This is a genomic window from Okeania sp. SIO3B5 (assembly GCF_010692555.1).
Classification (GTDB): Bacteria; Cyanobacteriota; Cyanobacteriia; order Cyanobacteriales; family Microcoleaceae; genus Okeania.
Genome location: NZ_JAAHHG010000112.1, coordinates 1 through 25358 on the forward strand (window position 1 = coordinate 1; position 25358 = coordinate 25358).

The following is a 25358-nucleotide window of genomic DNA, read 5'->3' on the forward strand; positions in this document are numbered from 1 at the left end:
TTTATATTGCACTCCTTGTGATTTATCTGAAGCTCTCAAGAATATTTGGACTCAACAACCTGTAGTAATTATTGGAGGAGCATTAGATTTAGAGGCCCAAGCTTCTAATTATAGAAGTCCCCTAACCCCATTATCTTTCTATAATTAGAGGCCCAAGCTTCTAATTATAGAAAGATAATGGGGTTAGGGGACTTGACAAGCGTTAAATTTTCTCCTGATCGCCGCCATGAGATGATTCAACTATATCTGCCCAATGGTTTGCCCATGCCAAATACACCTAAATTTCAGGCAGCATTAATTCAAGAAATTAGGACTTTATTGTATATCAGTTCTAGTGCTGTTGATGGATTAATCGCGATCGTCATCGGAGATGTACCACTTAAAGCTCAAGTGGGTGCTATCTTGGCCTCTGAATTTGGTTCCCGAGTTCAAGTAGAAACAACTTCTCCTGGATTACAAGGCATTTTGATTACTGGTTGGGAGTTTTGGCAAAAGCATCAAAGAGAATTAAAAGCACCTAAATTATTGATAATTGCTACTTTACCTCTTCCATCTGTGGAAAACCCCTTAGTATCTGGACGAGTAAATTTTTATAAGCAACGGGGTTTAGATTGGTTTAGATTATACCTTTTACCAAAAGCACTACAGGAGTTACAACGTGCTATTGCCTCTATTAGAGAATCTCAAGGTGTTGTTGCTTTACTGGATAGTCGTGTAATTCGTCGTACTTATGGCAAGCAAGTTTTAGCAGCTCTTAGTCCTTTTGCCAAGATTGATTACTTAGATACTACATGGTTAACTTGACGAAGTCAGAAGTCAGAAGTTAGAACCCACATTACGCACTTCAATTTGTAACATAAAAAAATAGTATAAAATCCTTAGCTTGACACAGTAATGAATTAAGTTTAATTTAGCCTGTTCGTTGATATATCTAGGTTTGAGCCATTTTTAGCCAGTTAAAGTATTTCCCTTACCAAAATATTGTGGTTTAAAGCCTCCCCTTTTAAGGGGATAATAAATAAAAATTTTCCTGTTCGTCAATCCTCTCCTTGAAAAGAAGAGGTAATTCTAAATTCTAAATTCTAAATTCTAAATTATTGAACCCTATTGGGTTTGAAGCTATTTTTACTGTCAAAAATCTTAAAGTTCAGTTAAGAAATAATTCTTAAAGTTAACTTTTTTTCTCCTTTCTTAAATAGACTTAACAGAAAAAATTTATTCTTGTCGAGGCTCACTGTTATGATCTAAATTAAAATTACTTAAATAACTATTGAAAAAATTATGGGTGAAGCAAAGCGTCGTAAAGAATCATTAGGAGAACAATACGGTCAAGAAGCAAGGTTTATTTCTTGGCTGCCAATTACTAAAAGTCAAAGCCAGAAATTTATGCAATTAACTTCAGCTGGTGCATGGATTGGTATTGGGTTGCTCATTGTTGCCTGGTTAACAGTTAGATTCATTGGCCCAGCTTTTGGATGGTGGCAAATTGAATAATTATTTCTCTATCTCTATAAAGTTAAAATAACAACTGGTGCTGCTACGCGGAAGTCAAAAGTCGAAAGTCAAAAATCAATCATTTTTGATTGGTAAAGCTTTTAGGATTTTGTAACTGGTTAGTTATTTCTGCCATCCTGCACTAGAGAAATTTAATAACTCATAGTTAATTTTTAATTAGCAAGCATTAATAAGAGTATTTTCAGATTCAAAGATTTCACAGAATGTTTATTAATAACATTAATTAGGGTTTGCTGGTTAAATCTCAAACTCTTTACAGATAAATATTTTAGGCTTTTTAGATACTAATAAAATGCTAGCTTTTAGGTGGTAATGGTTCAAAAATCTAAGATTTTCAGCAAGATTAGGAGAAGAAAACCAAGGGAAGATTTTTCTGGCTACCTCTTCTATAATTCTCGTTACTCCTGTTTGCGGAGCATTCCGTAGGAAATTCACCGATTCTGTTTGCGGAGCATGACAAACGGAAATTCTGGCTCCTCCCCTGACAAAAAGACTTTTTCAGCAAGCCCTAATTAGTCTTAATTTAGCATCAAGGCTAAGTAAATTAGAGCTTGTATCAAGCTTTTTACATTTTAAAAATACTAATAAAATCTGTTATAAAATTTTTTAAATTATGAATAATTTTGGTGACAATCTAATTTTTGATAAATTGATAAATTGATAAATTTATAGGTGTCAAAAAACATTTCTTTAAGTCAATATTCAAGATAATCTGACAGTCTAAAAGCTCTACTATATATAATTTCAATTGACTCTAGGAAAATGAAATACTCACAATCAATAAAATCAATAAGCGAATACATTTTATTTATTTTTATCTATAAATAATTTCCCATCTAAAATATCTATAAAAAATCAACAACTCACTTCTAGAAAAGGGGTGCATCTCATAGCAAGCAAAAATACTTTTTTCCTATATATTCCCTGTTCCCAGCTCCGGTGTTCCCTGTTCCCTAAAAGCGATAAATTTTTGGCTTTATTCACGCATTGAGATGCACCCTAGAAAAGTTTAGATTTAATTGTATTCTCTCAAAACTCTTGCTGACAGGTACTTTAACTCATTTTGGCACTATTTAACTTATAACCATGATTAATTATTTGTATAATTTTCTGGTTTGGTTCATTTCGCTAATTTTGCTACCTAAATTTAGTGCTTGAGTCTTTCAAAATAAAGACATAGGACATAAGTTATTTTGCTGTTAATACCTTGCTCAGAAATCCTATTAGTAACCTAATCAAGCATTTGGTATTCAAGGCTACTCTAGAGATGTGCTAAAAATATGCTAGAGATATACTTAAGTATCTATGTTCAAAAGTTAAACACCAGATTTTCATAAAATTTAACTAAAGTTTAAAATTATAGGAGTGTGGTGATAGGAGGATAAAAGTGTTTCTGAGACTTGCAGAACAACATCGTCAATTTGTACAAGACCTAGTAATGAACTTGCAAGCTCTGGCAATTGTGCTGGAGAATAGAGGGTATTTAGCGTCTTGTTATACCTGCGGAGGTAAAATGAATAGTGCCTCATTTATGGTCAGCTTGGGAGAAAATCACCTGATTCGCTTCCTAGTATCAGATTATGGTATTACATGGACAGAGATGCGAGACGATCGCGAACTAATGAAATTAGAAGGAGCTGAAGCAATTAGCCAGTTACAAGAGCTAGCTAATTTGCTGAAAAATCAGATTCAGCCTTGTCAAAACTCTGGTCAACTTCCACAGGAAGACTTAAGTTTGAATCAGGTTCTCTAGTCTATTAGAGAATAATGTTGAAAGAGGACTTGCGCTATAATTTTTAATTTAGGCAGTGAGATGAATTTCAACCAGCCCATTAATTGAAGGAATACAGCTCAACTTGTTTGATTTGTTATCTTGTTGAGAGTTCTTGTTCGCGTAGGGTTGCGTCAGCAAATCAAGAATAACCCGTTATAATCTCTGATTTAACGGGCGAGTGCCATTAACGAAGTCAGAAGTTAGAAGTCAGAAGTCAGAAGTTATTTTTGTAACGGGGATTTGAGCAAGGCTCCAAAAATATTACGCTTTAAAAGGCGGGGTTTTAGATCTTTATGATTTTGATAATTTCCTGCGTTAAACCTTTTTGACGCAGACTTTAATCTGCCTTACATTATCTGAGGAGGACCTATACCAAGCAATTGCTTATCGGTAGGTTAACGTTTTGCTGGCCCAGAGCTTTGACTAATATCGGGTGCTGTGATTAATGCTAGTCTGATGCTTTACTGAGTATCGGTTTAATGCCTCAATTAACACAGATCCTCCAGAGAAAGCGTGCCCCCAGCGATCGCCTAAAAATCAAGCTTTTAGATCTTACCTTTAAGATAACACATTGCAGAACAAAGTCACAATAAAAGAGTGAGACTTCAGACCCAATTTTTCGGTGAAGTGGTGCTTACTTTTGTCTAAACATTTCTATATCCAGATAATAGCACAGGACAACTAAAGTTGTCTAGTCTAAACGACTCGCTTGTTTTCATCCCCCGGTTAAAACACCTATGCTTTCAACGTCGCTTTTCGGTAAAGAAGGAAAAAGGAAAAAGATTGCTTTGTCTGATTTTTAAGCTTTTTATCTGTTTTCACCTTTCCTTCGACTGCTATAATATAAGAATTAATGGGAGAAAATGTTATCAAAACAAATTTAGTTTTCCATATAACTCCCTTTTAAATTCCGCACAGTCTAAGTAGATTAGGAAAAAATTTCTGAATGTATATACAATTAGCAACTTACAATACCTGTAATTAAGATAGGAAAAGCTACTTAGCTTATATTTTGGTACAGCTAAAATAAATGTTAATCTAGAAATACATTAAGTGAAAAATATAACATTAGCCAGACAAAAGCTACTACTAAAAAAGACAAGTCTGGCAGTATTTATAGAGGAGAGTTGATTGCAAACTATGAGTCTTCTAGAGTCTCAATGGCAACATTTTTTCGTAGACACCAACAATGTACGTCTACATTATGTTACTCAAGGTGAGGGAGAGTTAGTCATACTTCTTCATGGGTTCCCCGAGTTTTGGTATTCTTGGCGCTATCAAATCCCTGCATTGGCCCGTCATTATAAAGTTGTAGTACCAGACTTACGAGGGTACAACGATTCCGAGAAACCAGATAACGGCTATGACTTAGATACCCTAGCTGCTGATATTCGAGGGCTAATTGAACGTTTGGGTTATGTTAAAGCCCATATTGTAGGCCATGATTGGGGAGGAGCGATCGCCTGGCATCTAGCCCAAAAGTTTCCTCAATGTCTTAACCGTTTGGCAATTTTGAACGCTGCCCATCCACAAAAACTTATTCAAGAAATAACAGGAAATATAGATCAACTACGAAGAAGTTGGTATATACTAGCTTTTCAAGTTCCTGGTATTCCAGAATGGTTGATTCAACAAAATTTAAGAGAATTTATTAAGGGGGTTTTTCAAGGACAAGCTATTCGCAAAAGTGTCTTTACTACCGAAATTACTCAAATTTATCAAGCAGCTCTGGAAAAACCAGGGGCGCTTGTAGCAGCAATTAATCACTATCGTCAATTTCTTTTACCTCAAAACTGGCTAAAAAACTTTTATCCTAAACCATCATTAATAACAGCACCTACTTTAATTTTGTGGGGAAAAGAAGATTCTTTTTTAAGTCAAAAACTTACAGAAGGTTTGGATAAACTAATTGCAGCTCCTTTTTGGTTAAAAGTTATCCCTGAATGTGGCCACTGGATTCAGCAGGAAGTACCTCATACAGTTAATAGAGAGTTACTTGATTTTTTCAGGAAATAATAATCAAATTTCTTGAGTTACATTATATGGAATTTGCCTATTCTTCCACCTTCGCCCATTATTGACAGGACTTACGCCAAGGTACTAAAAATATATAGAGTTCAAAAACTATAACGTTATAGTTTTTAAAGCTATATGTATGGTCTGTGCGTAAGTCCTGATTGATATAGCAGATAAAGTTGAAATAACTCAAAACCGACTAAATGATTGAGATATTTAAGGAAAAACAAGAAGTTTTAGAAGTTTCCTGTTTTACTAATTATCCTAAGTCGGTACTAAAGTTATTGCAAAGTTAAGGTAATTTTCAGATCAACTCTGGGACGTGTTTTTGACTTGTTAAAAGGTTTGCATTGAGTAGATCGATTTTGAGTCCTTTCTGCTAAAAGTTCTACTCCAAAATACTGTTTAAACAACTGTTGAGTCTCGGAAAAACTAGCTTGCGAATTCATTGCATCATTTCCTAATTCAGCACAAGGGAAGTGATAGATGAAACGACCAAAAAGCTCCTCACATTCTTGGGTATATTTTTGAGTGCCGAGGGTATGATGATGCCATACCCGATCTATCTGAACTGTAGGTACAAGATTCTGGTTAGGGTAAAGGTTAAGGAGAAACAAAAACACCATATAACGTAGCAGTGTCTGAGTTTTTTTTGTCCAGACCTTACCTTCTTCTGGGTGCATTAGGGCAAACACATCTAATTTTCTGATTCCTATATATAGTGTTTTTAAAGTCAAAAAAACACTATATGTATAAAGTATATTGTCAACAAGTGCAATAAAGCCTAGTTTATTAAGAATTAATCTGAGTTTATTGACAAAATACGTTTGCCCTGCTTTGTCTATGAGTTTATAGTTAATTGCAGCCAAATCAAGCTGTCTGAGCTTTTGTAAGAAAATCAGATGTTCAGTAGATAAAGCAGGTTTTCTGGTGATCATAACGTCAAAATTCTGTAAATTTCCAGAAGCTTGTTGGCCAACTACGCTTCATTTCCTATGATGCTCGAATAAAATACATCTGATTGCCCCATTTTCAGATCACTTTATTTTGGTAAAAATACTCAAACTGAGCTAAAAGTGAACTAAATATAGATTGTAAGAATGATAAAAAATGGCTCCTACTCTTAGAGCATCACAAAAGGGGTTGAAAAAAGTTGACATTGCCAGACGGAAAAAAGGCTGGAGAACAGATGCACTAGCTTGGTATAGTGCAGCACAAACTACACTAGCTACACTAAAGCGTTTTCGGCGTGGAGAAGCTATTCAACGTGATGCCTTTATTGGTATCTGTAAGGCTGTGGGAATAGATAATTGGGAAGATATTGTTGATGAGAGTGAGGTGGATTGTGTGGACAGCGATTCAGGTGGGGACATTGACTTAGCCACATGGCAAAAAGAAAAACGCTATGGCCAGTTCGTAGGTAGGACTGACGAACTGGACGAAATTCTTAAATCGCTAGAGTCCGAAGAAAAAATTAAAGTTCTCAGTATTGTGGGTATAGGTGGACTTGGAAAAACTGCCCTTTGTCACCAACTTGCTTATCAAGCTTATCAAGCAAAAGTCTTTACAAAAATTGTTTGGGTGCGTGGCAAAATTTATCAGTACCAAACTGATTTTTTAGGTAAATCTCAATCTCAGCGAGAGTCAAAGCTTACTTTTGAAGATGCTCTTACTGCTATTGGTGAAGAATTAAAAATCCGTAATTGTAATTTACAACAGTCAGACCGCTTAAAAACAGAAATTTATAATATTCTCAATAAAAATCGTCATTTAATTGTTATTGATGGTTTAGAAGATACAGAAAGTCCGACTATTCTTGCTAATCAACTTCAGAGTATTTTGGGAAAAAGTTGCCTAATTTTAACCAGTCGAAAGCAACCTGATGCTGATATTTTCAGATATCCAATTAGAAAACTAAATCCAGAAATATCCAAAGAATTTATTGAAGTTGTTGCTGAAGAAAAATATTATATACCTAGTCAAAATCCAATTAAAAATTTAACAGAACAGCAATTACAAGAGATTATTAGGATAACTGATGGAATGCCTTTAGCAATGAAGCTTACAGTAAGTCAGGCAGGTTTTTTGGAGTTTGATCGGATTATTGAACGCTTAGGCTCTGTTTCTGAAGAACAGGAGTTATATGACTATTTATTTGAAGATAGCTGGAACGAATTAGAACGAGAAAATGAATTTAATACTCAAAAGTTACTTGTTTGCTTATCATTTAATCATTTATTAGAACCTACTCCAATTCATATTTTGTATGATTTAGCAGAGTTAAAGAAATCAGATATTGATAAGGCTATTGAGAAGTTAGTTAATCTGTCATTAGTTGATATTGTTCCTGGAAAAGAAGGAAGAAAACTGGCAAGTCTTCACTCATTTACTGCTCGTTACTTTGGAGAAACTTTGAGAAAAAAATATGAAAAATAATTCTCAAAATAATAAATATCAGGACTTATGGAGAATTTGCGAATCAGATTTATATCAACATTGGCTAGGAAAAGCTCAAAACTTCAATCAGCAACTTTTTGAAGGAGACAATAATGAAGTAGAAAATGTGACTGATATTATTGAGGACTTTCGCGAAGTCTTTAATAAGATTAATAATGACATTAATATGAATAGTGATGCTAATTTGAATAAAAGACGCAATTACTGTAAAGCATTACTTAATTACTGCGAAGTAACTCAAGATTGGCGAGATTTAGGGAACTGGATTAAAGCAGAAATTCAAAACTTCGTAGGAAATGATGGAGCTTGGTTATACTTCGGTTTAGGACGTTATTTAGAAGAAACTGGAGAATTAAAAGAATCCTTAGATTATCATCAAAAAGGAATTGAAGCCAGCAAAGAAACAGACAATAAAAATTTTCTGGCTTTGAATCATTTAGGAGCTGGAATCACACTACAACGAAGCGAACAATATCAACAAGCAGAATGGCATTTAAACCAAGCATTAGCATTTTTTGAAGCAGAAAATAATAGTTATCAACAAGCAAATACACTGCTTAATTTAGGCAGTTTATATGACCGAGATAGTCGGCCTCAAAAGTCAATTAATTGTTATCAAAAATCATTTTTGATTTTGAAGAAAATTAACTATCACTTTGATTTAGGGCGAATTCTTTATAGTTTAGGAATTGCTTATTTGAGAATTAATGAAATTAATAAAGCTGAAAAAACTTTCTCAGAAGCAAAAAGTTTTTGTCAAGAAACAGAAAATTTATACTTTCTAGCATTAACAATATATGGCATTGGTTGGTTAGAATATCTCCAGGGAAATTACACTAGGTCTCGTCAAACATTAGAATCAGCAATTGCACATTTAAAACAAGCTAAAAACTCAGAGTTTGAAAAAAAAGAATCAAAATATGCTATTCAATTATCATTTCCTGAAATAGAAGGTAATATTTTTTTAGTTGCAGCAGCAGCCTATAGTAAAGGAGATAATCCTGATTTTGAAGATGCTAATAAATATTTAGACTTAGCAGAAAATTCCTATAATCAACTGGATTATCCTGAAGATAAACTAAACAATGTTTTATCAAATCGGGCACGACTTTATAAATATAAAAAAGAATGGGATAAAGCAACCATAACTTTTTGGCAGTTACTTGATCGAGGAAAAAAACGCTCATCTGCAAATACCGTTTCTGATGCTGCTATTCATCTAATCTGGATTTATTATCAAAGATCAGCTTCTATTATTGAATGGATAAAATTAATCAGAAAATTAGGTTTAATTGGCATACTAGGATTAGTTCAAGGATTATTTAATAGAGCAAAACGCTATTTTGAGGTAAATATAGCGAAATTGGCATATAGCTCAGAGACTGTTTCTAAAAGAAATATTAAATCCAGGCCCAGAGTGGGTTAGGCAGCAATACTTATGGTGAGTCACCAAAATCTTAACTGTCCACCGTAACCCACAAATATTAAGCACTCTAGGTGTCTTCATCTTTGCTTTACAAATACTCTCTCATGGGGTGGCAAGCAAGCTGGAAAATAGGTATAAAAAGAGATTTACAGATTAAATTGAAAATAGTTCAAGTCAAATAGAAAGCTGGCTTGAGAATAAGTCAGAATCATAGTTGCGTAATTTTTAGATTTTCAGTTAACGCAACTATGAAACACTCAAGTAAAGGTAAAATTTACTCTTCCTCTAGAATTTCATCCTCATCTTCATCCTCTTCTATTTCATCAACCCGTGCCACAGAATTAGCAGAAACCAAAGCACCGTGATTTAATTTTTCCCGAACTCTATCTTCAACTTTTTTGGCAAAGTCAGGATTTTCTTCCATATAAGCGATCGCTTTTTCTCTACCTTGAGCAAAATTACTTCCTTCGTAGCTATACCAAGCACCTTTACGCTTAATTACATCCGTCTCTTCAGCTAAGTCAATAATACAACCGAAACTAGAAATTCCTTTACCAAAAATAATATCAAATTCAGCAATACGGAATGGAGGAGCCACCTTATTTTTAGCAACCTTGACCTTAACATGAATACCATATTCCTCCGAAGATTTTTTCAGAGTTTGTGTACGACGAATATCAAGTCTTACCGAAGAATAAAACTTAAGAGCATTACCACCTGTAGTAGTTTCTGGATTACCATAAACAACACCTATTTTTTGTCGCAGTTGGTTGAGGAAGACAACTGTACAACCAGACTTACCAATATTACCTGTAATTTTCCGTAACGCTTGACTCATTAAACGAGCTTGGAGACCCATGTGAGAATCTCCCATGTCGCCCTCAATTTCAGCTCTAGGAACTAATGCTGCTACCGAGTCAACAACCACAATATCAACAGCTACAGATCGAACCAGGTGATCCACTACTTCCAAACCCATCTCCCCAGTATCAGGTTGGGAGACCAGTAAATTTTCGATATCTACCCCTAATGCAGCAGCATAAGTGGGGTCAAGAGCGTGTTCCGCATCTACAAAAGCTGCAATACCTCCTGTTTTCTGAATTTCGGCGATCGCGTGTAAAGCAAGGGTAGTTTTCCCCGAACTTTCTGGACCATATATTTCAATAATTCTACCCTTGGGTAAACCACTTCCCAATGCTAAGTCTAAGGTCAGTGCCCCACTAGGGATTGTTTCTACCTTCATCCGGGTAGAATCTCCCAAACGGACAATTGACCCTTTACCAAAACTTTTTTCTATAGTTTTCAGGACTGAATCTAAAGCTCTTTGTTTTTCTTTGTTATCTGTAGCTGAAGCCATTTATTTTTTTTCCCAACTTAACACTAAGACATTGACATTTTCTGAGGCTAAACCACTAGCTATAGCCTGAGATTTTGAAGACACTTGGAGACAGCTAACTGCTAGACCGACTACTGCTTCATAAAACTGATACAAAACTTCACAAAAAGTGATGAATTGATAGCGTAGCTCCGACCTAGGAGGCTGTTTACTTCCTGCTTCTACTAAGATCATCGGCAGTTACTCATCCACAGGCATTAACCACTGCCGAGGGACACGGCCAAGGTTATACTCTATCTAGGGGTTAAAACTGCCTAGCTCTCATCTTCTTCCCTAACTTATGTAGTTTTGCGTACCGCATAATAAATAGTAGCATTTTTAAATTTCTATTATTAAATAATACATATAAATATTATTCAGATGCTTCTATTCTTAGTTTTTAATTTATAGGAACAAGAACTATTTGTAGCAATAATAAAAACATTTTTTAGAGGATTATTGACTGCCTTGCTCATCCTCAGCAGTTATTTGTGTTATCTTATACTTAAGAATATGTTCAAATTTAGTGTGTAAAATATTACATTAAATACTTAAGACAATGTAAATCAATATTTCAGTTAGATCGACATAACTATTAAGATAATGGCAAAAAATATTCCTTTCGTTGACCTCAAGCTCCAACATCAACCACTAAAAACAGAGCTAGAAAATGCTATCCAGGCAGTATTAGACAGAGGAGACTTTATACTTGGTCAGGCAGTAGAAAAATTTGAGTATTCATTTGCAGAAGCTTGTGGAGTGAAAAATGCTATTGGAGTTGCTTGTGGCACTGATGCTATTACACTAGGACTTCAAGCTTGTGGTATTGGTGCAGGTGATGAAGTAATTCTGCCTGCTAATACATTTATCGCAACATTAATTGGGGTACTTCATGCTGGTGCTATACCCATTCTAGTTGACTGTAACCTTGACGATGCCTTAATTGACTTAGAAGCAGCTCAAAAGGCCGTCACTTCCAAGACCAAGGTAATATTACCAGTACATCTTTATGGTCAAATGGTAGCTCCTAGTGAATTACAAGATTTTGCTCAAGCTAACAATTTAATCATATTTGAAGATGCAGCTCAAGCTCATTTGGCACAAAGAGAGGGATACCGTGCTGGAAGTATAGGAACAGCAGCTGCATTTAGCTTTTATCCAAGTAAAAATTTAGGCTGCTTTGGCAATGGGGGAATAGTTATTACCAACAATTCTGAGGTAGCAAATAAAGTGCGGAGTCTCCGTAATTATGGCGCACCGCGTAAATATGTCCATGAAGAAGTAGGTACTAATAGTAGACTGGATACGATACAAGCCGCAGTACTAAATGTCAAGCTTCCTTATTTAGAGAGTTGGAATAGCGATCGCAACCAAGCAGCTCAAAAATACGACCGCCTCCTCACTCCAATGAAAGAAAAAGGCATTATTCCCGTACAGAATTTGAGCGGGAGTGGGCATATTTATCACTTATATGTGATTCGAGTCACGGACGAATCTCCCTTTAACCGAGATACCCTAAAAGAAAAATTAACAGCCGAAGGTATTTCTGTTGGTATTCATTATCCTATACCCTGTCATCTCCAACCAGCCTATCAAAATTTAGGCTACAAACAAGGAGACTTTCCCAATAGTGAAATTCTCAGTCAACAGATTTTATCCCTACCCATGTGTCCTGTAATTAATGAAGAACAAATTAATCAAGTTGTTGAGACAATTAGTAATATTGTGAATTAATAACTGTTAATTCTATCTATCTTAAAATTCAGGGTTTTCTCAGAAAAATATCAGCTCAAAACAATTAATTTTAGCTATAAAATAGAGTAAAAAGCATAATAAAAAATAAGAGGAGAAGCATCATTTTTTTGGCTATCTCCAAATATTAATTATCCCAAAATTGACATACTCCCGACGTTGCGCATAGCGCGACAACGCGGGATTCTTCAGTCATAAAAAAAATGACCGCTGTTTTAACAGAGGTGATGTCCTCCCCCTGTGTTGACCTTGAGAATAACATGCATACCTCCTAGCTTGTCAAGGGTATAGGAAGGTTTTATTTGTGGAGGTATCCGACTATTGGCCCTGGCTTTCCCATCCCTCCGCTCCCCTAATAGCTACCGCACTTGCTCCGCCTTTTCCTGACGGAATGCTCCGCAAACATGTCGGCGACAGCCGTTAACGCAGTTATGCGAAGCGCAAAACGGGAGAGCGCGGGACTTCCCGCCAGGGAAGTTAAATTTCAAAAATTTTCAGTAATTTGCTACATCCAAGCCCCCTAAATCCCCCATTCAACAAAAAGTGCAGCATCCTCTGGCTTCCCACCCTTTCCAAGGGGGACGGGAAGGGGATTAAGGGGGAATTTTAGAAGCAAATTGACTCTTGTTTCCCCCAAAGTTGCTATGCTTTATTAACATAAAAATTGACAAAATAGACAAATTATGTTCAATACTTTAAAAGTCTTTTTCTAGAGATAAAATGTATTTAAAAGTACATTGATTTTGATAAATTAAGTAGTTTTACTTGGATGATATGACTATTTCTCCCTTCTCTCCTGCTCCCCTTCTCCCCTGCTCTCCGCGTCTCAGCGTCTCCGTGTCTCCGTGTCTGAGGAGTTTCTTATAAGGGATAGCCAAAGTTGGGCAGTAGGGGGGCAAAATTCAGTATCAAAAAACTTTTCAGATATTCTCTAAAACTTCAATCTTTAGAATCAATATCAATCAAACTAAAAAATATGCAAACTCGTCAAAAATTTCCCATTGCTATTGAACAAAACTTACTCACAATAGCGATCGCCGCCTTAATATTTCTGATGTATGTTCCTCTCATCATCTATTGGTATGATGGCTGGCTAAATAAAAGTATAAGTATAGAACATGAATACTTTAGTCATGGAATAATAGGTCTACCTTTTGCTGGCTATATTGTTTGGAATAATCGCCATAAATGGCAACAATTACCAAATATTTCTCATCCCTTGGGAGCAGTATTATTAGGAATGGCAGGAGCTTGGTATGTAAGTGGTATCCCAGGCTTAATCAACTTATCTTTTCCATTAATACTAGCAGGAATTTGTCTATGGTTTAAAGGAATTCCTGGATTAAAATTAATGGTTATGCCACTAATTTTTGTTTTGCTTGCTAGTCCTAACAATATTCCTTATCTAATAGAACCTTATGCCTTGCCTCTACAAAAATTTATTGCTGCAGTAGCTGGCTTTATTTTAAAACAATTAAATATGGATGTTACTGTAGAACAAATATATCTATATGTAGGGGCAAGAATTGTTGAAGTTGCTCCTCATTGTGCAGGTTTAAAAATGTTGTTTACCAGTCTCTATGTTTCACTAATGTTACTTTACTGGACTGGTGCCATAGCTAGTCGTACTAAAACAATTTTTTTACTTTCTAGCGCAACAGTGGTTAGCGTCACTGCAAATATTATCAGAAACACTATACTAACAATTTTTCATGGTACAGCCCAAGATGAAGCTTTTCATTGGTTGCATGAGGGATGGGGTGGAGATATGTATTCTGCTTGTATGTTGGGCTTATTAGTTTTGATGATGAATTGGATAGACAGTTATTTTACAACATCAGTTGAAGCAGCCAATCAGACTGATTAAGAAAATTATTGATAAGGTAGAACTTTTATAAGTCAAAAGTTAAAAGTTAAAAGTCAAAAGTTAAGAAGAAAATTATAGTGGTTAATAGGAGTCAACGATTCAGTAAGTAGGGGTTGCTGATTAAATCTAAAAGCATTGACTGATATTGGTAAGTGCCTTTTTGGGTCTTGAAAAAGTACAAGGTTCTCGTTCTAGGGATCTCAAAAAGTTAGGATTTTAGGTTGACTATCGCAGAAAAATCAAGAGATAATTCTTTCTCCTGCTCCTAACTTCTGACTCCTGACTCCTGACTCCTGACTCCTGACTCCTACCCTCACCCATAAGACTTTTTCAGCAAACCCTAAGTATTTATGCTTAACATTTCACTGAGAATTTGACTCTCAATCAAGGTAAATTGAAGATAACTTATATAGTATAAATACCTAAGCAAGCTACAAATTTTATACTAATTTTAGTGTTATATCATGTCCGGATAATCAGTGATAAAAAAACCTTTTCCCTTCTAATCTTTTCTTTCCTTATGCCTCCTGCCTCCAGCATAGCTGCCTTACTTCCTCCAAAGTGTAAGTATTCAACCGGACATGATATTACAAATGGAAGTGCGGAATGTGAGTTTAAATGTTAAACAATTGCCTGAAATTAATGTAGCATCAAAGTTTTGAGCTGATAAAATCTGGCTTTTAGCTTTTAAATTTTGAATTTTGACTTATAACTGTGGAAGACTATTCCCATCCACTTTTTGCTTCTTCCTTCTTAGCTTCTTACCTTCTTCAATATGGTTTATAGTTTAAAAAATCTGCAAAAGTATAAATTCCCCCAAATAGTATTGTTGGTATTTCTTTTAATCGTTTTAATAGTAGGAACTGTACCTGGTTATGTGTCAGGAAAATGGTCATGGGAAAATACTGCCAAAATTACTAATCTCAAAATCCTAAAACAAGTAAGAAAAAATGGATTAACTATTCCTGATTGGACAACAACATCTCATAGAGAAATAACAATTGCTGATCGTAAGTGGTTGTTTCAAGAAATTAACAATGAAAATAAATCTGTCATTTTGTTAGTATTAACTCAAAATGGACCAAAAGACAAGCCTCAAGTAGAATGGATGGATATCAATGGGTTTCATCGTTGGAAGACTGATTCATACAATCGAGTTAGCTTCACCTCAGAGATGCCTGATGAAGATAGCATTACAGACTCAAGAAAACAAAATATATCAGATGTAGAAGCTAGATTCTTAAGAGGCTGGACAAATAAACAAACTTATGCAGTTATGCAATGGTATGCCTGGCCTGGAGGCGGTAGCCCAGAACCTGGTGATTGGTTTTGGACTGATAGACTAGCTATGGTATCTCGGAATCGCGTACCTTGGGTAGCAGTAAATATTTTATTTCCAATTGAACCTTTGGGAGATATTGACCCCTATCTGCCACAACTCAAATCTATTGGGCAAAAAATTCAAGCATCATTAGCAAAAGAAGCATTCAAATAGGTGGAAGTCAAAATTCAAAATTCAAAAGTCAAAACTTTAAAGTATTGATTAGACATCTGGTGATAATCAAAAATAAAATCAATTATCGTTTATAAATCATCAATTATTTCCCCCTACTCCCTACTCCCTCTTTTCCAGAGATGCCTAGTAATAATGTAGGCAAAAATTCCCTCGCCAAGTCAGTCAAACTCAATCAGATTAAGCTACCTAAAACCCTATGATTAACTGCTGTTATCAAAAGTTAACTCCTTTATTATTGGCCAGTTTCTACTCTACTTCTGTAACTATTTCCTTCGCAACTCTAATTTTTCCCAAAAGAGCTTATGGACAAATCCCATCATCAAATAACTCTCAGCAAAATATTTCACAACTTAAAGCGCCATCCATAGGTTCTCCCCCCTTAAACCCGAATTTTGACTCGGACCCAGAATTACGGTTGAGACGTTACTTACTGGGACCTGGAGACCAAATTTCGATTCAAGTTCAGAGATTTCCAGACCTAAATATAGCTACAAGTATTGGTCCGGAAGGTACCATTCAAATGCCTTTAGTAGGAACAGTGCTGTTGCAAGATTTGACAATATTAGAAGCAATAGAAAAGATTACCTCTGAATTAAATAAATTTATTATTAATCCAGAAGTCTCCATATCCTTAGTTGTTCAACGTCCAGTCCGAGTCACGATCGCCGGAGAAATTACTAGACCAGGGTATTATCCAGTAGGAGGAAATTATCAAATATCAGATGCTTTAAGTGCAGCAGGTGGTACCACTTTTACCGCAGATCTACGAAATGTAGAAGTGCGTCGGACTTTAGCTGATGGCTCTGTAGTGAGTCAAGTAGTTAATATTTTAACCCCATTACAAATGGGTGGCTCTCCTCCCGATCTGCGTTTAGAAGATGGAGATGTAGTGATTGTACCTTATCAGACTTCTATTGTTGCCCAAGATAGCGATCGGGAATTACTAACTAATTATAGCCAAGCAGGTGCATTACCTGCTGGTATTGTGACTGTGAATGGGGAAGTAGAAAGACCTGGTTATTATCAGGCAAATCAAGTATCTTCTGCTTTACTCGCTTCTGGTGGAGCATCTCTAACTGCCGATCTACGAAACATTTTAGTACGTCGGAAATTAAGTGATGGTAGTGTAGTTGAAGAAACAATAGACTTATATACTCCTTTGCAAAATTCTACCGAATTGCCTAATATCCTTCTTAAGGATGGGGATGCTGTAATTGTACCTAGATTACAACCAGGCTCGGATTTTGGTTATGACCGCGATCTAGTTGGGAAATCGACTTTGAGTGCGCCACAGATTACTATTCGCATTTTTAGTAGTCCTAACGATACCCTTGCTACGACTACTCTTCCGAACGGTAGTAGATTAATAGATATTCTTAATGGTATAGCATTAGAGTCAGCAGATTTGGAAGCAATTAATTTGATTCGATTTGATCGAGAAACAAGAAAAATAATTAGACGGGAACTCAATGGTAAAGATGCAATATTTGGCGATGCTTCTCAAAATATTTTACTTCAGAATGAGGATATAGTTGTTATTGATAGAACATGGATTGATAATATTAACAATCTACTTGAACAGTATACGCTGCCGATCAGGAGTGGCCTGGAATTTGTACTGTTTTTTCGGTCTTTGCAGCAAGATACTTCTAATGTGTTCTTTGGTGGAGGTGGAGGTAATAATCGGAACAACAACAGGAATAATAATTAATAATTAATAATTAATAATTAATAATTAATAATTAATTAGGGCTTGCTGATTAAATATAAAAGCATTGACTGATATTGGTAAGTGCCTTTTTTGGTCGAAAAAATTGCAAGCTTTTTGGTCTAAAGAGCTGCATAAAGCTAGTATTTTGGGATGATTATGGCAGAACAATCTTGGGACAATTTTTACGACTACTTCCTCTATAATTTCCATTTCTCCTGTCTCCTATCTCCCCCTCCTGGGAGGGGTTATATCATGTCCGGTAGCATCGGAGCGTGTATAAAATTAAGGTGACACTCTTGAGAAAACCTTCTGCCTCCTGCCTCCTGCCTCCTGCCTTCCTTCCGCCAAAGTCTAACTATTCAACCGGACATGATATTAGGGGTGGGTTGACTCCTGACTCCTACCATTACCAAAAGACTTCCATAAGCAAACCCTAATTAGGCAGAGCTAAATAAATTAGCTAATATCGAATAAAATATTCAACAGAGCCAAGACTTAAAATTTAATTTCTAAATATATATTAAAAAATACTAGATTATGGCTATACCAATTATTAAACGTTATTTAATCGCTTTGGGGCTATATAAGTGGGTAGGAGTAGCAACTTTCACTGTAGCAGTAGGTGTTTCAGGAATAGTTGCTTTGCAGCCAACTCCAGAAGCAAAAAGTACAATTCTAGGTACGTTAAGGAAAGTTAGCCCTATTTTACTATTTTCTGAGACTGGTGCTCAAATCCAACAAAACGCTCAAGCAGTTACTCCAGAAATGTTACTAAATAATGAAGTCCGACAGGCAGTAGCGGAAGAAGTATTGGTAGATCCAAGAAAGCTCAAAAGTGCAAAATTGGCTTTCAAAGCAAATCTATTCTTTTTATCTTATGAAGACACAGATGAAGAAAAAGCTATAGAAGTAGTAAATGCCTTGATGGAACAAATAGTGCAGCAAAGCCGAAAAATTAATACTACATCTCAAAGGGCAATTATTGATGAAGTCAACAAACGTTTACCAGCCGCAATTGAAGAATTGAGAAAAGCTCAACAAGAGCAACAGAAATTTGAGAGGGAAGAGGAAGCTTTACTAATTACATCAAGGGCCGCAAGTTTACCTGCTGCGATCGCAGGTAGTCGCCAACAACAAACTCAGATTAAACTTCAATTAGATGGGGTAGAAGCTCAAATTAAGAGTTTAGAAGAACAGTTAGGGTTGACAGCAGATCAAGCTTATGTAGCACGGGCACTCGCAGCAGACCCAATTATAGCTCAACTACGAGTGCAGTTGTATCAAGTAGAAAATGAGCTAGATAAGTTATTATTAGATTTTACAGAAGAATATCCCGCTGTAGTTGAGTTGCGTAGGCAAAAACAAGTTGCAGAGCAACAATTACAGCAACGTGCTACAGAAGTTTTAGGGGGTAATGGCATAGCAGCACCATTAAGAAAGGTAGAGCAAATTCGAGTAGATGCTTCTTTAGACCCCACAAGACAACAGTTAGCAGAAGCTTTAATAGCTCTGACAACTCAGCAGGAGCAACTACAAAAACAACTACAAACAACAATTCAAGTTGAGCAGGACTTGCTAGCTGAGTATGCCACTATTCCTGATAAGCAATTAGAATTAACTCAGTTGCAAGAAGAAGTTGCCATTAAAAAGTCTCGTTTGGATATGATGCGAGTAAAGTTAGAAGATGCTGAAGCAGCGGAGGCAGAGATAATTAGTAGTCTAGCTATTGCTCAGAAAGCTGGTGTTGCCAAGAAGGGTGAAGCAGGAGGAGAAAAAAGTATGCCTTTGATGTTGGCAGTAGGTGGACTAGCAGGTATAGTTGTTGGTGGAGGCTTAATTTTTGTGTTGGGAATGCTTTCTGGCAAGTTCTATTCTTGGGAAGAAATTCAAACAGCATTAAAGGAAAAAGATGTACCATTGTTGGGTTTATTGCCAGATGTGATGTATTTTGACAACATAGAAGCTATGGATATAGAGGAAATGCCCTTATTAGTTGAGCATAATTCTCCTTATCTTGAATCTTATGAAAAGTTACGGACAAATTTACAACGTCAAGGAACTAAACCTCTGAAAGTTTTGCTGTTGAGTAGTGGAGCAAAAGGAGAGGGTAAAACATTTTGTGCTTATAATTTAGCGATCGCTGCTGCACGAGCAGGTCGGCGGACACTTTTGATTGAGGCAGACTTAAGATCTCCTTCTAAAGTTCAATCTCTTAAAATTGTTCCCGATCCACAGAGAACTATTGAACCCCTTCGTTATTACAGTGACATTAATGATTGTATTCAACAAGTGCCAGAGGTAGAAAATTTGTATGTCATCCCTAGTCCTGGCCCTGTGAAACAAGCAGGAGGTATTATTGAATCAAGTGAGATGAAAAGGTTACTTTCTGATTCGCGACATCGTTTTGATTTTGTCATCTTGGACTCTCCTTGCATCAGTAAAAACAATGATGCTTTTATGTTAGAACCTTACACTGATGGCATGATTATTGTGGCTAGGCCACATTTCACTATATCAGGTGTACTAGCAGAGGTCATAGAACAGTTAACAGGTGATGATGAAGACGAATCTGGTAAATATATTCCTAAGCTTTTGGGGGTTGTAGTTAATGCGGCTGATATTCCTATAGATATTCCATTGGAACAATTTGATGATTTGGATATACCCGAACCACAGCTGGCTGACTCACAGAGAACATCTAGTTTGAACACTGGAGTGGGAACATTGACACAGGTTAGTGATCGATGAATTAAGGCAGAAGGCAGAAGGCATAAGGCAGAAGGCATAAGGCAGAAGGCATAAGGCAGAAGGCAGAAGGGAAGAAAAGGTTAAAAGGGATAAAGTTTTTTTATCATTGATTATCCGGACATGATATAAGTAGGGCTTGCTGATTAAACCTAAACGTCTTTAAAGATAAAGGTAAGTGCCTTTTTGGGTCTGAAATACCTTGGTTTTCAGCTGTTCATGCTCAAAAATTTACCATTTTAGGCGCATCGTTGGGCAAAAAAAAATTACTTTCCTACTCCCCTACTCCCCTACTCCCCTACTCCCCTACTCCCCTACTCCCCTACTCCCCTACTCCCCTACTCCCCTACTCCCCTACTCCCTAAAAAGACTTTTTCCACAAACCCTAAGTAGGGTTTGCTGATTAAATTTTAAAGCATTGACAGATAAAGGTTTTAGCCGTTTTAGGTCTTGAAAAAGTACAAGGTTTTTGCTCCTTAAAGCTCAAAAAGTTAGGATTTTGGGTTGACGCGAGGCAGAATCACTATTGGGATAATTCTTCCTCCTGCCTCCTCGCTCATTCCTGATTCCTCCTGTCTCCTGTCTCCTGTCTCCTGTCTCCTGACTCCTACCCTCACCCATAAGACTTTTTCCACAAACCCTAAGTATTTATGTCTGGTGAGGAAAATAATCCTAAAAGAGGAGCTAGAATAGCTCCAAAGACAAAGCCTCCAGCATGAGCCCAATAAGCTATACCACCTTCTTCCATGCCAATATTGGCTGGTGTATTGAGGCTAGCAAAACTATAAAATGCTTGCTGCAAAAACCAAAAACCTAGGAAAAAGAATGCTGGAATACGAACAGTGGTAATAAAAAATCCCAGGGGTAATAATGTGAGAACCTTAGCTTTGGGAAATCTGAGAATATATGCTCCCATGACACCAGCGATCGCTCCACTTGCACCCAAGGTGGGAATAGCTGAACCGGGTGAGAAAAACCACTGGGATAAAGATGCTAGTACACCACAAGCTAGATAAAAAATTAAAAATTTCACATGACCTAAACAGTCTTCTACATTATTGCCAAAAATCCAGAGGAATAGCATATTTCCACCCAAATGCAACCATCCTCCATGTAGAAACTGGGAACTGAATAGAGTTAGCCATTCAGGAAGTGGGGAAATTGGTAGTGGAACTGAACAAGTATTGCTGAGTTGACAAGGAACTACAGCCCAAGAATAAAAGAACTGCCTAAGTTGAATATCTGACAAACTAATCTCGTACAAAAATAATAGGACATTAGTTACAATTAAGCCGTATACTACAAAAGCTGTTTTGCTAGTAGGATTTTCGTCGTTTAGTGGAACCACAGTTATCTTTCCTGTTTTGCAACTTGTTATATCAAATCCGGAAACAGTTATAGATTGGTTAATTTAGGATTCATCAGGTAGGGGAGCTGTCGGTAGGGTGATGTACAGAAGGAGAGAGAATTATTTTGATTTAGTAGTTATGACGATCGCATATTTTTTTATGTCCAATTCCCCCGGATTTGATATTAACTAATAATAGTCGTATCTATATATTACTGTTTTCTTCTTTCCTACTTCTAATATATTTTAATTTTCTTGAAACTTTTGAGATAAAAGTTAAAAGTATTTACAGTTATTTTGAACTACAATCCATACACCACTCTTTCCGGAACTTCTCAAGTATCAATTGTTGAATAGGCTATAAGTTGTAACGAAACCAGGACAAAGGGCGATAGTTATTTAAGGAGGGTGTTTTTTAATTTGTCAGTTTAAGGATATTATACCAATTTGAAAAAATAATTTTACGAATAGTAAGAGCGATAAAAAAACTTTACAGGAGATGTCTCTTTGACAAAAAATATAATTTATGGCCTAAAAAATGGTCTTAAATACATTCCCATACGACTCCTGACTCCTAATAAATACCCTAGATATTTGTAGCAAACATTTACCAATTTGGTATTAGACATCTCCAATAATAAAAAATAAAATCAATTATCCTCAGGAAATTATCAATTTTTTACCCCTACTACCTACTTCCTACTCCTTACCGAATTATTAATTATTAATTATTAATTATTAAATAATTCTGGTTTAAAGCCTCCCCTTTTAAGGGGAAAAAAAAGAAATAATATCTCCTTATATTCAATCAAGAACGGTTTTAACCAGAGGTAGTTATCAATTATCAATTATCAATTATCAATTATCAATTAATGAATCCCTCTTTTCTAGAGATGTCTATATAGTCTGAAGTTTTCTAGAACCATTTCAATTTTGTTCAACCCCTATTGCTCCCCAAGCAGGAGCTTTTTGTGCAGCCCTCAAAATAAAAGCACCCATCTGTTCTACTTCAACTTGGGACATCCAGTTTTCTGTAACTTGACGACAAAAATAGGTATAGTCACTACCGTCATATATCATAGGGTCTCTGAAGAAAGCAACTAAATTATTAATATTATCTCGTGGTGGTGTTGCTCCTTCTAAGTTTTTGAGAGATAGAGATATTGGAGGGTTGACTAAATTTGCTCCTCCTACATGACAGTTAAGGCAATTTTTGGCAAAAATCTGTTTGCCTGTAGATAAATCTTCAGCAGAAAATTTCTTTGTTTCTCCTTGTTCATTCAGTTTAATTTCTACTGGTTGTTTAGCTTCTAAAAATCTTTCTACATAAGAATCTACAGCAGCTTCAGCTGATTGAGTATCAAAAATTATTACTTGAATAACAATTAATATAGCTAGTAGAAAACGAATCAGTAATGATTTATTCAACATACTATTTTTCTTACTTTAATTAAGTACAAATCTAGAATAATAAATAATCAATTTTAGATTAAGGTTTAATGAAGAAAAAACTAATTTTTTGTTTCTCATCAAAAAACCCATAATCTAAAATCATGAGTCAATATTTCAAAAAAAAAGGAGTTTTAACGGAAGATTTTACCGCCGCCCCACTGCTTGCCTAAAACTTTAGGCTGTACGAGAATATAACCAGCAACCCCGTATAAATCATCCTCTATGAGATTTCTCATTTCTGGATAAATATCGGCACTCTTAATGCTGGGATGAAACTCAAATATCTCAAACTCCCCATCATAGGTAGTAGGATTTATCATGTAGTCTATGAGACCTTCTATGTTATCTCGTGGCGGATAGGCCAAAGCTAAAACTTCTGGACCAAGGCCAATATCAGGATTAGTTTTGGTTATCCCTCCGACATGACACTGGGAGCAAACATTATTAAATACCTGTTTGCCTCTGGCGTATTCCTCAATCTTAAGTACAACTTTTTCACCTTCATCATTCAGAGGTAGAGTCCGGTCGTTATCCGTTAATTCGGCTGCTGTGGCAATGTTAACGAACGTTTGAAACGTCAGAAATACAATGGCAACTACAGCTATGAAAAATTTTTTCAAGTTTCTTCTCCTTAAAACTGGCAAGTTAATCAATTAACAAAGATACATTTATTACTTCAGATTTACTGAATTTTGATGTGACATACTCCCACACTAAGCTGGCGCTATAGTGTGGGCTTCTCGTTTCGCAGCCCCGGTATTCCGTCGGGCTCCACAAGCTTTAAGGACGGAATGCCCTACCGCCCTATTTTTGATATTTATCGCCGCATTCAAGTCGCGATCAATCACAACACCACAATGTGGGCAGGAATGAGTTCGTATGTTTAATTCTTTATCGACTTTTTCTCCACAGTTTGAGCAATCTTGGCTGGTATTTTTGGGGTTCACTCCTATAGTTTTCTGTCCAGCATTTCCGGCTTTGACAGTTAAAATAGACAGGAATTGTCCCCATCCTGCATCGTTAATTGATTTACTCAAACGAGTCTTTGCTAGCCCTTTAATGTTTAAGTTTTCATGGGCGATAACATCCGCTTTTGATAACAATTTATTGGCTGTTTTGAAATGAAAATCTTTACGTTGATCGGCTACTTTTTTATGTTGTTTTGCTACAGCTAGAATAGCTTTTAACCACCTTTTACTTCCTTTTTTCTTTCGAGATAAAAGTTTTTGCAAAGTCTTTAATCGCTGCTCAGATTTTCGATAGTATTGAGGGATGGGAACAGATTCTCCTTCACTTGTTACTAAGAATTTATTCAGCCCCATATCAATTCCCAGAGTGTTTTTTAATGTAGGTTCAACTTTAGTTGTCAAAGTTGGAACTAATTTTTCTTCTAGGGATAAAGTCACATAATAACCATCAGCTTTACGACTAATAGTCACTGTTTTAATTTGAAAAGCTAATGGTAACGGTCGATGTTGAATTAACTTGATATTGCCTATTTTTGGCAAGTTTATCTTGTTTCCTTGAATGCAGTCTTGCTTGATTTGAGGATAAGTAAAACTACGATAACGTCCTTTTCCTTTGAACCTTGGTTTTCCTAATTTATTTCCATTTTTGTCTGTCTTCAACCATCTATCAAAGGCAAGTTTTACCCTTTTTATGCAATCTTGGCATACCTGAGAATGAATTAGTTTGTACTCCCGAAATTTGTCTTTGGTATTGACCAAATCTTTTTTTTGAGAGTAATAATCTGGATTATCCCTGAGTCTGGGAATGGGCATTACTAAGGGGCAGGCGTTAACGGGACAACGGTTTTCTGACCACCATGAGAACCGCTCCTCTAACCGATAGTTGTACTGCCGACGCAACAATTCTAACCACATTTCTATTGTGGCTAACTGTCCTTTATTTGGCCTTAATTTATATTGGTAGGCAGTGCGCATGGTGGAAAATTTCCGGGGTTATTGCAAGATAATCATACAAGTTTTTCAACTAGGGGGAAAGCTTCTGCTGAGATAGCATCCAAATTGAATCGGCATCGAACTGTTAAGTAATAGATCAGCATTTTCCTCGACATTTATGGACAACTGTGGACAAAATGTATAGGTATAACCGTCTTTTTTATGTACAACTTTTAATTTACTTACATGAACACTTTTTGCTTTCTGTCCTAGCACTGTGAAATTAAAGCTATTTGACTTTGAGCGAGGATTAACTCTACCTACTTCCCCTGTTTCAGTATTCAACGCTAAGTCTCCACTATTCCAACCTTTTATCGGTTTTAGTGGGTTGTACCTGATGGGGTATCCATATTTATTGACCGCTGCTTTCTGTCTACCTCCTTGGCCTTTGCATATAGCAGCTAAAGCTTGGGTGGTCTTAAACTCTAACTTATTAACTTCAC

Annotated in this window: 17 protein-coding genes and 2 pseudogenes; 11 read left to right on the top strand and 8 right to left on the bottom strand. The window is 36.1% G+C overall.

Features of this window, described 5'->3' with window-relative positions:
- The 4 genes and pseudogenes from F6K54_RS16805 to F6K54_RS16820 form a co-directional block, all read left to right on the top strand.
- Positions 1-804, top strand: a pseudogene (locus F6K54_RS16805) (helicase C-terminal domain-containing protein); the annotation flags it as partial.
- A gap of 477 nt (positions 805-1281) precedes the next feature.
- A complete protein-coding gene (locus F6K54_RS16810) occupies positions 1282-1494 on the top strand; it encodes a DUF2839 domain-containing protein (protein ID WP_293079425.1) in 213 nt (70 codons plus the stop codon).
- Positions 1495-2902: 1408 nt separating this feature from the next.
- Positions 2903-3268, top strand: a complete 366-nt coding sequence (locus tag F6K54_RS16815; protein WP_293079427.1) for a DUF1815 family protein — start codon at positions 2903-2905, stop codon at positions 3266-3268.
- A gap of 1161 nt (positions 3269-4429) precedes the next feature.
- Positions 4430-5305, top strand: a complete 876-nt coding sequence (locus F6K54_RS16820) for an alpha/beta fold hydrolase (protein ID WP_293079429.1) — start codon at positions 4430-4432, stop codon at positions 5303-5305.
- 281 nt (positions 5306-5586) lie between these two features.
- Here F6K54_RS16820 and F6K54_RS16825 read toward each other — a convergent pair whose 3' ends face one another.
- On the bottom strand, positions 5587-6243 hold the full coding sequence (locus F6K54_RS16825) for a glycine-rich domain-containing protein-like (protein WP_293079431.1): 657 nt from the start codon (positions 6241-6243) through the stop codon (positions 5587-5589).
- Positions 6244-6415: 172 nt separating this feature from the next.
- Between F6K54_RS16825 and F6K54_RS16830 the strand changes: the two genes are divergently transcribed.
- Positions 6416-7741, top strand: coding sequence for an NB-ARC domain-containing protein (locus tag F6K54_RS16830; RefSeq protein WP_293079433.1), 1326 nt, complete (start codon positions 6416-6418; stop codon positions 7739-7741).
- Positions 7731-9188 (top strand): tetratricopeptide repeat protein, encoded by a 1458-nt coding sequence (locus tag F6K54_RS16835; RefSeq protein WP_293079435.1) that lies wholly within the window; start codon positions 7731-7733, stop codon positions 9186-9188. The genes F6K54_RS16830 and F6K54_RS16835 overlap by 11 nt, the downstream gene beginning before the upstream one ends.
- A gap of 274 nt (positions 9189-9462) precedes the next feature.
- Here the strand turns inward: F6K54_RS16835 and recA are convergent, their stop codons facing one another.
- Both recA and F6K54_RS16845 read right to left on the bottom strand, forming a co-directional pair.
- Positions 9463-10545 (bottom strand): recombinase RecA, encoded by a 1083-nt coding sequence (recA, locus tag F6K54_RS16840; protein WP_293079437.1) that lies wholly within the window; start codon positions 10543-10545, stop codon positions 9463-9465.
- Complete coding sequence (locus tag F6K54_RS16845; protein ID WP_293079439.1) at positions 10546-10758, bottom strand: hypothetical protein; 213 nt, start codon at positions 10756-10758, stop codon at positions 10546-10548.
- 408 nt (positions 10759-11166) lie between these two features.
- Here F6K54_RS16845 and F6K54_RS16850 point away from each other — a divergent pair, with 408 nt between their 5' ends.
- The 5 genes from F6K54_RS16850 (at position 11167) to F6K54_RS16870 (ending at position 20157) form a co-directional block, all read left to right on the top strand.
- A complete protein-coding gene (locus tag F6K54_RS16850) occupies positions 11167-12297 on the top strand; it encodes a DegT/DnrJ/EryC1/StrS aminotransferase family protein (RefSeq protein ID WP_293079441.1) in 1131 nt (376 codons plus the stop codon).
- Between the two features lie 994 nt (positions 12298-13291).
- Positions 13292-14182 carry a cyanoexosortase B gene (gene crtB / locus F6K54_RS16855; RefSeq protein ID WP_293079443.1) on the top strand — a complete coding sequence of 297 codons (891 nt, stop codon included), beginning with the start codon at positions 13292-13294 and terminating at the stop codon, positions 14180-14182.
- A 775-nt stretch (positions 14183-14957) separates the two neighbouring features.
- On the top strand, positions 14958-15677 hold the full coding sequence (locus tag F6K54_RS16860; RefSeq protein ID WP_293079445.1) for a cyanoexosortase B system-associated protein: 720 nt from the start codon (positions 14958-14960) through the stop codon (positions 15675-15677).
- A 217-nt stretch (positions 15678-15894) separates the two neighbouring features.
- Positions 15895-17409, top strand: a complete 1515-nt coding sequence (locus F6K54_RS16865; protein ID WP_293079447.1) for an SLBB domain-containing protein — start codon at positions 15895-15897, stop codon at positions 17407-17409.
- Between the two features lie 537 nt (positions 17410-17946).
- The gene (locus F6K54_RS16870) at positions 17947-20157 is read left to right on the top strand and encodes a tyrosine-protein kinase domain-containing protein (RefSeq protein ID WP_293079449.1); all 2211 of its coding nucleotides are present in this window, start codon (positions 17947-17949) and stop codon (positions 20155-20157) included.
- A 637-nt stretch (positions 20158-20794) separates the two neighbouring features.
- Here the strand turns inward: F6K54_RS16870 and F6K54_RS16875 are convergent.
- From F6K54_RS16875 to F6K54_RS16895, 5 genes and pseudogenes are all read right to left on the bottom strand, one after another.
- Entirely contained in the window at positions 20795-21502 is a 708-nt protein-coding gene (locus tag F6K54_RS16875; protein ID WP_293079451.1) for a rhomboid family intramembrane serine protease, read from the bottom strand.
- Positions 21503-22429: 927 nt separating this feature from the next.
- Entirely contained in the window at positions 22430-22933 is a 504-nt protein-coding gene (psbV2, locus tag F6K54_RS16880) for a photosystem II cytochrome PsbV2 (RefSeq protein WP_293079453.1), read from the bottom strand.
- Between the two features lie 152 nt (positions 22934-23085).
- Positions 23086-23574, bottom strand: coding sequence for a photosystem II cytochrome c-550 (gene psbV / locus F6K54_RS16885; protein WP_293079454.1), 489 nt, complete (start codon positions 23572-23574; stop codon positions 23086-23088).
- Between the two features lie 93 nt (positions 23575-23667).
- Positions 23668-24897: a transposase gene (locus tag F6K54_RS16890; RefSeq protein WP_293079456.1), complete on the bottom strand. Its 1230-nt coding sequence runs from the start codon at positions 24895-24897 to the stop codon at positions 23668-23670.
- A gap of 45 nt (positions 24898-24942) precedes the next feature.
- Positions 24943-25358, bottom strand: a pseudogene (locus tag F6K54_RS16895) (hypothetical protein); the annotation flags it as partial.

What these genes read in the sequence shown, in the direction of transcription:
- F6K54_RS16810 (WP_293079425.1), top strand. Translation starts at nt 1,282, where the DNA reads ATGGGTGAAGCAAAGCGTCGTAAAGAATCATTAGGAGAACAATACGGT.
- F6K54_RS16820 (WP_293079429.1), top strand. Translation starts at nt 4,430, where the DNA reads ATGAGTCTTCTAGAGTCTCAATGGCAACATTTTTTCGTAGACACCAAC.
- F6K54_RS16825 (WP_293079431.1), bottom strand. Translation starts at nt 6,243, where the DNA reads ATGATCACCAGAAAACCTGCTTTATCTACTGAACATCTGATTTTCTTA.
- F6K54_RS16830 (WP_293079433.1), top strand. Translation starts at nt 6,416, where the DNA reads ATGGCTCCTACTCTTAGAGCATCACAAAAGGGGTTGAAAAAAGTTGAC.
- F6K54_RS16835 (WP_293079435.1), top strand. Translation starts at nt 7,731, where the DNA reads ATGAAAAATAATTCTCAAAATAATAAATATCAGGACTTATGGAGAATT.
- recA (WP_293079437.1), bottom strand. Translation starts at nt 10,545, where the DNA reads ATGGCTTCAGCTACAGATAACAAAGAAAAACAAAGAGCTTTAGATTCA.
- F6K54_RS16845 (WP_293079439.1), bottom strand. Translation starts at nt 10,758, where the DNA reads ATGATCTTAGTAGAAGCAGGAAGTAAACAGCCTCCTAGGTCGGAGCTA.
- F6K54_RS16850 (WP_293079441.1), top strand. Translation starts at nt 11,167, where the DNA reads ATGGCAAAAAATATTCCTTTCGTTGACCTCAAGCTCCAACATCAACCA.
- crtB (WP_293079443.1), top strand. Translation starts at nt 13,292, where the DNA reads ATGCAAACTCGTCAAAAATTTCCCATTGCTATTGAACAAAACTTACTC.
- F6K54_RS16860 (WP_293079445.1), top strand. Translation starts at nt 14,958, where the DNA reads ATGGTTTATAGTTTAAAAAATCTGCAAAAGTATAAATTCCCCCAAATA.
- F6K54_RS16865 (WP_293079447.1), top strand. Translation starts at nt 15,895, where the DNA reads ATGATTAACTGCTGTTATCAAAAGTTAACTCCTTTATTATTGGCCAGT.
- F6K54_RS16870 (WP_293079449.1), top strand. Translation starts at nt 17,947, where the DNA reads ATGGCTATACCAATTATTAAACGTTATTTAATCGCTTTGGGGCTATAT.
- psbV2 (WP_293079453.1), bottom strand. Translation starts at nt 22,933, where the DNA reads ATGTTGAATAAATCATTACTGATTCGTTTTCTACTAGCTATATTAATT.
- F6K54_RS16890 (WP_293079456.1), bottom strand. Translation starts at nt 24,897, where the DNA reads ATGCGCACTGCCTACCAATATAAATTAAGGCCAAATAAAGGACAGTTA.